Annotated in this window: 11 protein-coding genes and 1 pseudogene; 9 read left to right on the forward strand and 3 right to left on the reverse strand. The window is 72.1% G+C overall.

The window, feature by feature from the left end:
- Window positions 1-11 precede the first annotated feature (11 nt).
- Both ACZ42A_RS38350 and ACZ42A_RS38355 read right to left on the reverse strand, forming a co-directional pair.
- Window positions 12-494: a MarR family winged helix-turn-helix transcriptional regulator gene (locus ACZ42A_RS38350; protein WP_468532006.1), complete on the reverse strand. Its 483-nt coding sequence runs from the start codon at window positions 492-494 to the stop codon at window positions 12-14.
- A gap of 33 nt (window positions 495-527) precedes the next feature.
- Window positions 528-1,118, reverse strand: a complete 591-nt coding sequence (locus ACZ42A_RS38355; RefSeq protein ID WP_468532007.1) for an NADPH-dependent FMN reductase — start codon at window positions 1,116-1,118, stop codon at window positions 528-530.
- Between the two features lie 254 nt (window positions 1,119-1,372).
- On the opposite strand from ACZ42A_RS38355, the gene ACZ42A_RS38360 reads away from it, so the two are divergent.
- The 5 genes and pseudogenes from ACZ42A_RS38360 to ACZ42A_RS38380 form a co-directional block, all read left to right on the forward strand.
- The gene (locus ACZ42A_RS38360) at window positions 1,373-1,993 is read left to right on the forward strand and encodes an L-threonylcarbamoyladenylate synthase (RefSeq protein ID WP_468532008.1); all 621 of its coding nucleotides are present in this window, start codon (window positions 1,373-1,375) and stop codon (window positions 1,991-1,993) included.
- Window positions 1,994-2,101: 108 nt separating this feature from the next.
- Window positions 2,102-2,848, forward strand: a complete 747-nt coding sequence (locus ACZ42A_RS38365; protein WP_468532009.1) for a dienelactone hydrolase family protein — start codon at window positions 2,102-2,104, stop codon at window positions 2,846-2,848.
- Window positions 2,849-3,022: 174 nt separating this feature from the next.
- The gene (locus ACZ42A_RS38370; protein WP_468532010.1) at window positions 3,023-4,225 is read left to right on the forward strand and encodes a glycoside hydrolase family 64 protein; all 1,203 of its coding nucleotides are present in this window, start codon (window positions 3,023-3,025) and stop codon (window positions 4,223-4,225) included.
- 90 nt (window positions 4,226-4,315) lie between these two features.
- The gene (locus ACZ42A_RS38375; RefSeq protein WP_468532011.1) at window positions 4,316-5,815 is read left to right on the forward strand and encodes a metallophosphoesterase family protein; all 1,500 of its coding nucleotides are present in this window, start codon (window positions 4,316-4,318) and stop codon (window positions 5,813-5,815) included.
- A gap of 61 nt (window positions 5,816-5,876) precedes the next feature.
- Window positions 5,877-6,315 (forward strand): annotated as a pseudogene (locus tag ACZ42A_RS38380) (M15 family metallopeptidase); the annotation flags it as partial.
- A 12-nt stretch (window positions 6,316-6,327) separates the two neighbouring features.
- On the opposite strand, the gene ACZ42A_RS38385 reads toward ACZ42A_RS38380, so the two are convergent.
- Window positions 6,328-7,887 carry a glycoside hydrolase family 32 protein gene (locus tag ACZ42A_RS38385; RefSeq protein WP_468532012.1) on the reverse strand — a complete coding sequence of 520 codons (1,560 nt, stop codon included), beginning with the start codon at window positions 7,885-7,887 and terminating at the stop codon, window positions 6,328-6,330.
- Window positions 7,888-8,069: 182 nt separating this feature from the next.
- Between ACZ42A_RS38385 and ACZ42A_RS38390 the strand changes: the two genes are divergently transcribed.
- Genes ACZ42A_RS38390 through ACZ42A_RS38405 form a run of 4 tightly spaced genes read left to right on the forward strand, consistent with a single transcriptional unit; the run spans window position 8,070 to window position 12,650 of the window.
- Complete coding sequence (locus tag ACZ42A_RS38390) at window positions 8,070-9,476, forward strand: ABC transporter substrate-binding protein (RefSeq protein ID WP_468532013.1); 1,407 nt, start codon at window positions 8,070-8,072, stop codon at window positions 9,474-9,476.
- Window positions 9,473-10,426: a carbohydrate ABC transporter permease gene (locus ACZ42A_RS38395; protein WP_468532014.1), complete on the forward strand. Its 954-nt coding sequence runs from the start codon at window positions 9,473-9,475 to the stop codon at window positions 10,424-10,426. The genes ACZ42A_RS38390 and ACZ42A_RS38395 overlap by 4 nt, the downstream gene beginning before the upstream one ends.
- Before the next feature lie 14 nt (window positions 10,427-10,440).
- A complete protein-coding gene (locus ACZ42A_RS38400; protein WP_468532015.1) occupies window positions 10,441-11,295 on the forward strand; it encodes a carbohydrate ABC transporter permease in 855 nt (284 codons plus the stop codon).
- Window positions 11,292-12,650 (forward strand): glycoside hydrolase family 32 protein, encoded by a 1,359-nt coding sequence (locus ACZ42A_RS38405; protein WP_468532016.1) that lies wholly within the window; start codon window positions 11,292-11,294, stop codon window positions 12,648-12,650. The genes ACZ42A_RS38400 and ACZ42A_RS38405 overlap by 4 nt, the downstream gene beginning before the upstream one ends.
- Window positions 12,651-12,754 lie beyond the last annotated feature (104 nt).

The raw sequence follows: 12,754 nt of genomic DNA on the forward strand, positions 1-12,754 counted from the left end.
CGAGGCGGTCGTCAGCGGGGCGCGGCGGGCGCCGAGTGGAGATGGCGGGTCAGCGACCTCAGGGCTTCCGTGGCGGAGCCCAGGGCATCCAGCTCGGCGTCGGTGAGGGCGGCCAGCGCCTCGCCGAGGTGGGCCTCCTCGAGCTCACGGACCTCGGCGAGCCGGCGCCGGGAGGTCTCGGTGAGGTGGAGGTGGGCGACGCGCTTGTCGGCGCGGTCCTGCCGGCGCTCCAGGAGTCGCTGCTCGGTCATCTGGGAGACCAGCGCACTGACGTTGTTCGGCTTCATCAGCAGGGCCTCGGCGGCCTCCCGCACGGTGCAGCCCTCGTGCTGCGCGACGAAGCGCAGCAGCATCAGCTGGCTCTCCGGCGGCTTGGGGTGCGGGAAGTCCCTGCTGATCCGCCGGTCCAGCGCCCGCAACAGCGCGGGCAGGGAGGCCGCGAGCTCGGCGGCCACGCGGGCGGTGCGCTGCGCGGGTGCGCCGGTGTCGGACATGACGTCCAGGGTAGGTATCGCGTCATACCTACGTCAAAGCGAGACGTCCGCGCCGCCGTTCTGCAAGGGGATCAGCTGGGCGCCGACCAGCCGCAGCTCGTCGAGCATCTTCTTCGCGGAGGCGTCGATCGGCTCGCTGCTGCGGAAGGACCCGTCCTCCTCGATGTGCTGGGCGATGTGGGGGATCGAGACGGCGTCGGCGACCGGCACCATCCGCAGCATCCCGACGACCTGCTTGAGCTGCTGGACCGAGCGCAGTCCGGCCGAGACACCGCCGTACGACACGAAGCTGACGGCCTTGTACCACCACTCGCGGTTGAGGTAGTCGAGGGCGTTCTTCAGGGAGGCCGGGTAGCCGTTGTTGTACTCGGGGGTGACCAGGACGAAGGCGTTGGCGTGCCGCACCCGGGCGCTCCACCGGCGGGTGTGCTCGTGGACGTAGTGGCCGGTCACCGGGTGGTGCGGCTCGTTGAAGAGCGGCAGATCGATCTCGGCCAGGTCGACGACGTCGATCTCGAAACCACCGTGGGCGCGGGCCGCCCCGGCGACCCACGCGCCCACCGCGGCACCCACCCGGGAGGGCCGGGTGCTGGCCACGATGATCTGCAGGACGGGCTGGGACACGAGGACTCCGTATCTGTGTCGGCACGGGTGGTCGGGGTGGTCGGGGTGGTCGTGGTGGTCGTGGTCGGGGTGCCGGCTCGGACGGCGTGGGTGCTGCGGGCAGCCCTCGGCACCACGTTCCTCCATGACACTCGAGTCACGGTGGAATCGCCCCGGCGAACCACCACGCATACACGGACTTCGTGCAGTCGACGCAGCCGGGACCCGTGCGCTGCCTGCCCGGCCCGCCGCGCCCGACGGCATAAGCTCGGCGGATGGCGAAGTACTACGACGTGCACCCCGACAACCCCCAGCCGCGCACCATCGCGCAGATCGCCGACAGCGTCCGTGCCGGTGCGCTCATCGCGTACCCGACGGACTCCTGCTACGCGCTGGGCTGCCGGATCGGCAGCCGGGACGGGGTGGACCGGATCCGTTCCATCCGCCGGCTGGACGACCGGCACCACTTCACCCTGGTGTGCGAGGACTTCGCACAGCTCGGTCAGTTCGTACGGGTCGACAACGACGTCTTCCGGGCCGTCAAGGCGTCCACCCCCGGCGGTTACACCTTCATCCTGCCCGCGACGAAGGAGGTGCCGCGCGCCCTGATGCACCCGAAGAAGAAGACCGTCGGGGTGCGCATCCCCGACCATGTCGTCACCCAGGCGCTCCTCGCCGAACTCGGCGAACCGCTGCTGTCCAGCACGCTGCTGCTGCCCGACGAGGACGAGCCGTTGACCCAGGGCTGGGAGATCAAGGACCGGCTCGACCACGTGGTGGACGCGGTGGTCGACTCCGGCGAATGCGGCACCGAGCCGACGACGGTCATCGACTTCTCCGGCGGCGAGGTGGAGATCGTCCGGCGGGGAGCGGGCGACACCAGCCGGTTCGAGTAGCCGCGGGGGCGGCCGCCGGGGCGCGGACCTCGCATGCCACGATGGCCGCCACGGGCCCGTCGGGCCGACGGTCCCTCTTCGCGTACGACAGAGAGGCGAACCCCGATCATGACCGCCGTACAGGGAACAGCCGTCGACGTCCCCACCGAGGACGGCACCGCCGACGCCTACCTCGTCCACCCCGAGGACGGCGGCCCCCGTCCGGCCGTGCTGCTCTTCATGGACGCCTTCGGGCTGCGTCCCGGCCTCCGGTCGATCGCCGACCGGCTGGCCGCCGCCGGGTACACGGTCCTCGTGCCGAACGTGTTCCACCGCACGGGGCGGGCCCCGGTGGTGGAGCTGCCCGAGTTCATCGACGACGAGGCGCGCCCGGAGCTGTTCCGGCACCTGGGCCCGCTCGTGCACGGGCTCACGCCCGAGTCCGCGATGCGGGACGCGGGCGCCTGGCTGCGGTACCTCGCCGGCTGCCCGGCGGCGGCGGACGGGCCGGTGGCGCTGGTCGGTTACTGCATGGGCGCCCGGCTCGCCCTGCACACCGCGGGCACCTACCCGGACCGGGTCGCGGCGGTCGCCGGGTTCCACGGCTCGCGGCTCGCGACGCAGACGCCGGACAGCCCGCATCTGCTCGCCCACCGCATCACCGCCGAGCTGTACTTCGGGCAGGCCGAGAACGACTCCGCGGAGGAGCTCGCGCTGCTGGAGAAGGCGCTGACGGAGGCGGGAGTCCGGCACCGCTGCGAGGTCTACCCGGGCACGGAGCACGGCTTCACCCAGGCCGACACGTCCGCGTACCACGCGGAGGGCGACCGGCGGCACTGGGCGGCGGTGCTGGATCTGCTGGACCGTACGTTCTGACGCATCCTCACCTTTCCCCACCTCTCCCATTGACATGAGCGTGACGCAGCGGGAGTCTGAGAGCGCTCTCAACGACTGGTACGGGCCAACCGCGCCGGTTCGGTGGTTCGTCCGTGCCGGTCTCCCCCCACACACCGAGCGCCCCCCACAGCGCTCCCCGCACGGAGGTGAGGCATGCTCGCGTCCCTCAGACACCGCCGGCCGGCGGCCCTGGCCGTCGCCGCCGCCCTGCTCGGCGCCCTGCTCACCCTGAGCACACCGCCGGCCGCCGACGCCGCGGTACCCGCCACCATCCCGCTGAAGATCACCAACAACTCGGGGCGCGGCGACCCGGTCCACGTCTACGTCCTCGGCACCTCACTGACGACCGGTCAGCAGGGGTGGGCCGACGCCGCCGGCACCTTCCACCCGTGGCCCGCCGGCGGCGTCCCGCCGGTCCCGGCCCCGGACGCCTCGATCCCCGGCCCCGCCGCCGGACAGTCCACGACGATCCGGATCCCGGAACTCTCCGGCCGGATCTACTTCTCCTACGGCCGCAAGCTCGACTTCCGGCTCGCCACCGGCGGCCTGGTGCAGCCCGCCGTGCAGAACCCGAGCGACCCCAACCACGACATCCTCTTCAACTGGTCCGAGTACACCCTGAACGACTCCGGGCTGTGGCTCAACAGCACCCAGGTCGACATGTTCTCCGCGCCGTACGCGGTCGGCGTGCAGCGCCCCGACGGGACCACCGCGAGCACCGGACGGCTCAAGGCGGGCGGCTACAACGGGGTGTTCGCCGCACTGCGCGCCCAACCGGGCGGCTGGGGCGGGCTGGTGCAGACCCGGTCCGACGGGACGGTGCTGCGGGCGCTCTCCCCGGCGCACGGAGTCGGCACCGGCAGGATGCCGGCGTCCGTGATGAACGACTACATCGACCGCGTATGGCAGAAGTACGCGACGACGACGCTGACCGTCACCCCCTTCGCCGACCGGCCGCAGACCAAGTACCAGGGCCGGGTGTCCGGCGGCGTGCTGCGCTTCACCAACACCGCCGGGTCGGTCGTGACCAGCTTCCAGAAGCCGGACGCCGACAGCGTCTTCGGCTGTCACAAGCTCCTCGACGCACCCAACGACGAGGTGCGCGGGCCGATCTCCCGCACGCTGTGCGCGGGCTTCAACCGGTCCACGCTGCTGGTCAACCCGAACCAGCCGGACACGTCCTCCGCCGCGTTCTACCGGGACGCGGTGACCAACCACTACGCGCGGATCATCCATGAGCGGATGGCCGACGGGAAGGCCTACGCGTTCGCCTTCGACGACGTCGGCCACCACGAGTCGCTCGTCCACGACGGCGATCCGCGCCAGGCGTATCTGACGCTCGATCCGTTCAGCTGAGCAACTCGGCGCGGCATGGCGCGAGATGGGGCCGAGACCACCGTCCGGGGCCCCTCTCGCGCCGTTTTCGATCATCATTACGATGCACTGGTGTCTGACTCCTCACGTGATACCGCCGAGGGCGCCGGCTGGGGCGCGCCCGAACCCGGCGACTACCGGCACCTGGTCCCGGCCGCCCGGGGCAGGAAGCTGTCGTGGCTCGACCCCCGGACGCTGTGGCTCGCCCGCAACGGCATGCTGGCGTCCTGGTTCGGGGACCCCACGGGCCGTACCCGCAGCCGCTGGGTGGCACAGCAGGCGGCGGCCGGGGCGCCCGCGGACAAGGTGATCCGGCGCTCCGACCCGGACCGCTTCGCGTTCCTGGTGGCCGGGGACACGGGCGAGGGCGGTGACCCGCAGTACGCGGTGGTGCCGGGCCTGTTGCGGGTGGGGCAGGACACCCAGTTCATGATCATCGCGAGTGATGTCATCTACCCCGTGGGCGCCACGGACGACTACGGCGACAAGTTCTTCCGCCCGTACCAGGACTATCCGGCGCCGATCTACGCCGTCCCCGGGAACCACGACTGGTACGAGGATCTGCACGGCTTCATGCGCGTCTTCTGCGACGACGCGCCGCCGCTGCCGCCCGCGCCCCGGCCGCGCCCGCTGACCCGGGCCTGGCTGCGCGACCGGCTGTGGCACCGGCCCGGCGCGGTCGACGAGGCGGGTTTCGCCCAGGCCTGCAAGCTGCGCTCCGCGCCCGATCAGCTGTCCGTTCAGCCGGGCCCGTACTGGGCGATCGACGCCGGGCCGATCCGGATCGTGGGCATCGACACCGGGCTGCTCGGCACCCTCGACGCCGAACAGGGCGCCTGGCTCCGCGAGGTGTCCCGCGACCCGCGCCCGAAGATCCTGATCACCGGGCGGCCGCTGTACGCCGACGGCGTGCCCCGCCCGACCCCCATCGAGGGCGGCGGCACGGTCGACGACATCGTCCGCGACCCCGCGCACCGCTATGTCGCGGCGATCGGCGGCGACATCCACAACTACCAGCGCTATCCGATACGGGTGGACGGGGACCGCACCATCCAGTACGTCGTCGCGGGCGGCGGCGGGGCGTTCACGCACGCCACCCACACCATCCCCCCGGTCCAGGTGGCCGGCCTGACGGAGGACGACTTCCGCTGCTATCCACTGCGCGGCGACTCCCTGGCCTTCTACAGCCGGATCTACGCCCGCCGCACCCGGCTGCGGCGCTTCTTCACCCTCACCGAAGCGGAGGCCGCGGCCGTCGTCGCCGAACGTCTCGAGGGCCGGCCCGCCCGTGCCCCCGGCGCGCCGGCCCTCGTCACCCGCCGCACCCGCCTGGTCGCCGCCCTGCTCGGCACCGGCCGCCGACCGGGCCGCTTCCGCCTCCCCGCACGCAAGCTCTACACCGGCCTGCTCTCCCCCTCCTGCGCCACCCACACCCCACCCTTCTTCAAGTCCTTCCTCCGGATCGACGTCACCCCCGACACCCTCCGCCTGCGCTGCCACGCCGCGACAGGCCACCGCGCCCAGGAACTCGACCCACCGGTGGAGGACGAGGTGACCATCCCGCTGACCTGAATCCGCCTGGCCGTGCCCGTCCCTGCTGATCGACGCCCGCAAGCAGGATCCGGCCGGCGCGGGCCACCGTCCGCTCGCCCTCCAACGTGCCTGCTTCGAGCAGTACGCCGCCGAACTGCGGGCCGCCCGCCCGGACTGGCCGGACGAGCGGGTCCGCACGGCGGCGAGCCGTTATGCGTCGCCGCCCGGTATCGCACCGCACAGCGCCGGTGCCGCCGTGGACCTCACCCTCGCTGACGCCGACGCCGACGGCACCGAACTCGACCTCGGGACCCGGGTCAACGCGAGCCCCGAGGAGAGCGACGGGGGCCTGCTACACCCGGGCCGCGGACATCGGCCCCCGGGCCGCCGAGCTCCGGGCGGTGCTCGGCGCCGCCCTGACCGTGGCCGGGCTGGTCAACTACCCCACGGAGTGGTGGCACTGGTCGTACGGCGACCGGTACTGGGCGCCGGCGACGGGCGCCGAGGCCGCGCTCTACGGCCCGCGCCCGGGCCCGTAGGCGGGCGGTGGCTCAGAGGGTGAACTCCCGGATCACCGTGTTCCGGAACACCGCCCGGCCGTCGATGGTGAACAGTGCCAGCCGGTTGTCGATGAGGTACGGGAACACCTCGGAGGTGTGCACATACCGGCCGTCGTCCACGAACATCTCGACCGACGTACGGTCCACGAGGATCCGCAGCCGCACCCGCCGCGCCGACGGGTCGAACGGGCTCTTGCTCTCCTGCCAGCGCCCCGACGCGTCGGGGTTCACGGTGGGCCGGCGGTTGAGGAAGGCGTAGTCGTTGTAGACCCCGGCGTCGATGTGCCGCACGCCGTCGGGGGAACGGCGCAGCTGGAAGCCGGCGCCGGTGACCTGGTCCCAGGTGATCTCGCAGGTCAGCTCGTAGGCCGTGCCCCGGTAGTCGAGGACGCGGCTGCCCTCGACCTCGAGGTCGCCGAGGTGCACCGTGCGGGAGACGTACCGGTCCAGGGCGGCGACCGGACGGGAGGCGAGGTAGTAGGTGCCGGAGGCGGCGCGCTTGAGGGTCACCTCGCGGACGACGGAGTCGGTGCCGTTGAAGCCGTCGGTGTCGATGGTGGGCGTGGTGTTGGCGTAGTCCCAGTTGTTCAGCCAGCCGATGGCGTGGCGGGCGCGCTCGTCGAGGGCGCCGGTGGCGGTGCGCTTCTCGAAGGTGACGGCGCCGTACCAGTCCCAGCCGTGGTCGAGCCACTGCGGGTCCGCGGCGTCGGGGTGGAAGGCGCTGCCGTCGAAGGCGCCGGTCCAGTAGGCGTAGGTGTTGGGCAGCCCGGAGCCCTTGGCGTTGGCGCTGACGCCGAGCACCCACTTCGCCGTGCCGTCCTCGGCGGTGATGCGGAACAGGTCGGGGCATTCGAGCACGCCGATGCCGTCCTTGACGAAGCCGCCGGCGTACGTCCAGGCCTTCAGGTCGGGCGAGTGGTAGAAGCCGACCTTGTTGTTCTCGGCGAGCGCCATCACCCACCGGCCGCGCTCCTCGTCGCGGATCACCTTCGGGTCGCGGAAGTCACGGACGCCGGGGTTGGGCAGGACCGGGTCGGTGCCGTGGTGGCGGAAGGTGCGGCCTCCGTCGGTGGAGTAGTAGAGGTACTGGGCCTGGGTGTGGGCGCCCTCCACCGGCTCCATGGTCGCCAGCACGACGACCGCTCCGGCGCCGAAGCCCGCCGTGTTCCCGGTGTCCACGACCGCCGAGCCCGACCAGACGTCGCCGTTGGGCGTGGTGTCCTTGGGCACGGCGATCCCCCGGTCCGTGAAGCGGACGAGATCGGTGCTGGTGGCCAGGCGCCAGGCGGTGCCGGCGGTGGTGCCGCCGGTGAAGTAGTCCGGGTTGTACAGGTAGTAGTAGTGGTACTCGCCGTCGATCCAGACCGGGCGCTGCGGGTCGTTCTTCCACTGGTCGGGGACCGTGAAGTGGTAGGCCGCCCGGTAACGGGCGCAACTCGCGGCTCCGGTGCGGGCTTTCGCCGCGGCGGGTGCCGCCGCGGGCGGCAGCAGCGCGGCCGTGGCGCCCGCCGCCGAGCCGGCGAAGAGCGCTCTTCTGGACAGTCCACGCATCACACATCGTTCCTCTCGTCGGGCGAGCCCGGCACAGCGGCTCGGAACGGCGGCTCATGTGGACCAGGACTGTAGACCTAACTCGTTAAAGGTCAAGGGGTGCCCGACTCTTGACAGGGCTGTAACGCGCTTCACATCATCGTCGGCATCAGTTCTCGACTAACACGAGTTAGGCCCGCCCGATGACCGACTCGCACACCCGCCGCACCCTGCTGCGGTACGGCGCCTACGGCGCGGCGGCCGCCGCGCTGGCCGGCACCGCCGCCGCCTGGGACCGGCTCACCGGAGCCGACATCCCCGGCCGCGACGACGGCTCCCTCGTCGTCGCCACCCTCGGCCCCGCCTACGGCCCGGCCGCCGTGCGCACCCTCACCGAGGGCTTCGCCGAGGTGCACCCCGACATCAAGCTCCGGATCAACGCGGTGCAGGCCGTCGACTGGTCGGACTTCTTCGCAAAGATCCTCACCCAGATCGCCGCGGGCACGGCCCCCGACCTGGTCTACGTCGCGACGGAGGGCGTGCAGCTGTTCGCGCAGCGGCTCGGGGTGCCGCTGGACCGCTGGGTCCGCCGGGACGCCGCCGAGCTGCGTGAGTACTTCGCCGACGTCCACCCCTCGCTGGTGGAGTCGATGATGTACGAGGGGAGCCTCTACCAGCTGCCGGTGGAGTTCAACGCGGCCGACATGTATCTCAACCGGCAGGTGCTGCGGCGGGCGGGCGCGGACCATCCGCCGGCCGACTGGACCCGGGACGACTTCACCGCGCTGCTGCGCCGCATGAAGAAGTCGAGCGGCTCGCACTTCACCCCGTACTTCTGGACCAACCGCCTGTGGGGCGGGGTGGTCCCCTGGCTCTTCGCCAACGGCACCAATCTGCTCGCCGAGTCCAAGGCGCCCGGCGGCGACTGGCTGTGGGACACGTTCTATCCGGCGGACCAGCGGCAGGGGCGCGGGGGCGGCTTCCGCTGGACCACGCCGCAGGCGACCGGCGCCCGCTTCGAGGAGACGTACGACTATCTGGCCTCGCTCATCGAGGAGGGCCTGTGCACCCGCCCCGAGGGCGGCAACGGGCAGAACCTCGTCGGGGTGTTCTCCACGGGCCGGGTCGGGGTCACGCCCGCGGGCGGCTTCTGGGCGGGCGGCCTGCACCAGGCGGGCATGCGGGCCGACGCGTACGACGTGCAGTACTTCCCGCGCTGGCGCACCCAGCGGCACCAGTACGGGGCGGCGGGCTACGCGCTGCTGCGCACGTCGAAGCGGCAGGACGAGGCGTGGGAGTTCATCAAGTACGCCGCGCGCAAGGACACCCTGACGCGGCTGTTCACCACCAACCAGACGACCCCGGCGCGCCGGTCGATGCTGACCGCCGGCCGCTACCGGGAGACCGGCCCTGACCACTGGCGGGTCTTCTACGACACCCTCGACCGGTTCCCCGACACGGGGCCGATCCCGGCGCCGCCGCAGGTGGCGGAGGTCGAGCAGGTGCTGCTCAAGCACACGGGCACCGCCCTGGCCGCGCCGCGTTCGGTGCGTCCGGCGCTGCGCAGACTCCAGGGCGATCTGGAGAAGGCCATGGAGCGTGACGTATGACGAACACTCAGACACCGCCCGTGGAGAAGCGGTCCGCGCCCCGCCCGCCCGCGGTGGCTGCCCGTCCCCCGGCGCGGGAGCGCGGCACCCGGCTGCTGGCCACCCTGTTCCTGGCTCCCACGATCGTCGGCATCGTCGTCTTCACGGTCGTGCCGATCGTCGGGTCCGTGGTGCTGAGCCTCTTCCACTGGAATGTGATCGACTCCCCGCGGTTCGCCGGGGCGGCCAACTACGGGGAGGTCTTCAGCGACTCGACCGTCCTGGTCTCCTTCCGCAACACCCTCGTCTTCATGGTGCTGGCGGTGGCGCTGCAGCTGCTGATCGCGCTGGTGCTGGCGATCACGGTGAACGGGCGGATGCCGGTCTGGCTGCGGTCCGTCTTCCGGTCGGCGTTCTTCTTCCCGCTGGTGCTGTCCGCCGCGTCCATCTCGGTGGTGATGAAGTACCTGTTCAATCAGGACTTCGGAGTGGTGAACTGGCTGCTCGGCCTGGTCGGGATCGCGCCGGTGCCCTGGCTGACCTCGGAGAACGGGGCGATGGCCGCGGTGATCCTGGTCTATGTCTGGCAGCAGTTCGGCTTCTCGTTCCTGCTGTTCGTGGGCGGCCTGAACAACATCCCGAAGGAGGTGCACGAGGCCGCCGCCCTGGACGGCGCGACCGGTCTGCGCAAGCACCTGCATGTCACGCTGCCGCTGCTGTCGCCGACGCTGCTGGTGGCGTCCGTGGTCGGCATCATCAACGCGCTCCAGGTGTTCGAGCAGCCGTACGTGCTGACCAACGGTGGTCCCGGCGACTCCACCCGCACCGTCGTGATGGTCATCTACGAGACCGCGTTCGAGCAGCTGCGGTTCGGTACCGCGTCCGCGGTGGGCGTGCTGCTGTTCGTGCTGATCATGGCGGTCACCGCCCTCCAGTTCCGGCTCAGCCGGCGTTTCGTCCACTACCAGTGAGCCGGGTGAGTCCCATGAGCCAATCGACCCTGACCGCCGGCCGTGTGCGGTACACCCTGGCGCCCTGGGCGCGGATCGCCGGTCTCGCCGTCTGCGCGCTGCTGACCCTCGGCCCGGTGATCTGGACGGTGTCCACCTCGCTGCGCGTCCCCGCCGAGTCCTTCGACCTGCCGCCGCGGATCATCCCGTCCGACCCGACCGCCGAGTCCTACCGCGGGGTCTTCGACCAGATCGACGTCTGGCTGCTCGCCCTGAACTCGACGCTGGTGACGGCGCTGATCGCGGTCGGCCAGATGATCACCGCGGGGCTCGCCGGGTACGCCTTCGCGCGCCTGGAGTTCCGCTTCAAGAAGTCGCTGTTCGCGCTGGTCCTGGCGACGATGATGGTGCCGTTGCAGGTCACCATCGTGCCGGTGTTCCTGGTGCTGAAGTCGATGGGGCTGACCGACACGCTGCTCGGCCTCATCATCCCGGCGTTCCCGACCGCGTTCGGCACCTTCCTGATGCGCCAGTACTTCCTCGGCATGCCGAAGGACCTCGGCGAGGCGGCGATGCTCGACGGCGCGGGACCCTGGCGGGTGTTCCGGTCGGTGTACGCCCCGCTGGCGGCACCCGGTCTCGCGATCGTCGGCGTGCTGGCCTTCAACTACCACTGGAACGAGTTCTTCCGCCCGCTGATCCTGGAGACCTCCGGCCAGAACTACACCCTGCCGCTGGGCCTGGTCTCTCTCCAGGGCAACCTTGGCACCGGCTCCGTCTCCGTTGTGCTCGCCGGTGTCGTGCTGTCCATGATCCCCGCCGTCGCCGTGTTCGTCGTCGGCCAGCGCCCTCTCCGCGAGGGCATCACCTCCGCAGGAGTCAACCGTTGAGCCTCGACCCCCACGCCCCGCGCTTCCGGGTCCGTCCGCCGGCCGACTGGATCAACGACCCGAACGGTCCGTTCCGTTGGCGCGACCGCTACCACCTCTTCTACCAGCACAACCCGAACGCCCCCGTGCACGCCGACGTCCACTGGGGCCACGCCTCCAGCCCCGACCTGGCCCGCTGGGAGCATCACCCCATCGCGCTCACCCCGACGCCCGGCGGCCCCGACGAGGCGGGCTGCTGGTCCGGCTGCATGGTCGACGACGACGGCGTGCCGACGGCGGTGTACACCGGCATCGACCGTCACCACACCGGCCTGGGCGCGATCTGCCTGGCCCGCGCGGCGGACCCCGACGACCCGGCGCTGACCGAGTGGCGGTCGCTGCCGGAACCGGTGGTGTCCGGGCCGCCCACCGACCTGGACGTGGTCATGTTCCGCGACCCGTTCGTCTTCCGGTACGGCGGGCGCCGCTGGGCGCTGGTCGGCGCGGGCCACGCCGACGGCACCCCGTCGGTGCTGCTCTACGACTGCGAGGACCTGTCCGACTGGCGGTTCGCCGGAGTGCTCCTGGACGGCAACGACCCGGTGGCCGTGGACGCGTTCGGCGACAAGGCGGTCGGCTGGGAGTGCCCGCAGCTGTTCGTGACACCGGGCGGGGAGTGGGCGTTGGCGGTGTCCCTGTGGGACGGCGACCCGAGCACGACGGGCTACCTGACGGGCCGTCTGGAGGCTGGTGAAGACGGCGAGTTGCGCTTCGTCCCCCGCACCGGCGGGCCTCTCGACCACGGCCGCGACTTCTACGCGCCCGCCGTCCTCCAAGAGGCCGACCGGGCCCTCATGTGGGCCTGGTCCTGGGAGTCCCGGGATCCGGGCGAGGCCGAGCGGGCCGGCTGGGCCGGGGTGCTCACCGCGCCGCGTGTCGTCGACGTGCACGCCGACGGCACCCTGCGGGTCGTACCGGCACCGGAGCTGGACCTGCTGCGGGCACCGGAGCCGTTCGTCTCGGCGCCCGGCGCGGGGGCGCGGCTGCCGGACGCGTACGACCTGACGGTCACCGCCCGCGCGGTCACGACGGTGCGCCTGGGCGAGGGGCTGACGCTCCGCGTGGACCCCGCCGAGGGCAGCCTCACCGTACGGCGCGCGGGGCGCCCCGCGCCGGTGGAGGTGCGGGTGCCGGGGGGCGAGGAGCTGACGGTGCGGGTCCTCGTCGACGGTTCGCTGTACGAGGTGTTCGCGGGCGACCGGGCGACGGTGACCGAGCGGGTCTACCGGCGTCCCGGCGACGCGCCGGAGCTCACCGTCGAGGGCTCCGAAGCCGCCGTCACGGCGTGGGAGCTGGTGCCGCCGACCCTGAACTGACCGGCAGGCGGGCGGGGGGGGGGGGGGGGGGGGGGGGGGGGGGGGGGGGGGGGGGGGGGGGGGGGGGGGGGGGGGGGGGGGGGGGGGGGGGGGGGGGGGGGGGG

Source organism: Streptomyces sp. NPDC030838 (assembly GCF_055572035.1).

Bases quoted from the DNA above. Each gene is read 5' to 3' on its own strand.
- ACZ42A_RS38370 (WP_468532010.1), top strand. From the start codon at position 3,023: ATGCTCGCGTCCCTCAGACACCGCCGGCCGGCGGCCCTGGCCGTCGCC.
- ACZ42A_RS38365 (WP_468532009.1), top strand. From the start codon at position 2,102: ATGACCGCCGTACAGGGAACAGCCGTCGACGTCCCCACCGAGGACGGC.
- ACZ42A_RS38360 (WP_468532008.1), top strand. From the start codon at position 1,373: ATGGCGAAGTACTACGACGTGCACCCCGACAACCCCCAGCCGCGCACC.
- ACZ42A_RS38395 (WP_468532014.1), top strand. From the start codon at position 9,473: ATGACGAACACTCAGACACCGCCCGTGGAGAAGCGGTCCGCGCCCCGC.
- ACZ42A_RS38385 (WP_468532012.1), bottom strand. From the start codon at position 7,887: ATGCGTGGACTGTCCAGAAGAGCGCTCTTCGCCGGCTCGGCGGCGGGC.
- ACZ42A_RS38400 (WP_468532015.1), top strand. From the start codon at position 10,441: ATGAGCCAATCGACCCTGACCGCCGGCCGTGTGCGGTACACCCTGGCG.
- ACZ42A_RS38390 (WP_468532013.1), top strand. From the start codon at position 8,070: ATGACCGACTCGCACACCCGCCGCACCCTGCTGCGGTACGGCGCCTAC.
- ACZ42A_RS38350 (WP_468532006.1), bottom strand. From the start codon at position 494: ATGTCCGACACCGGCGCACCCGCGCAGCGCACCGCCCGCGTGGCCGCC.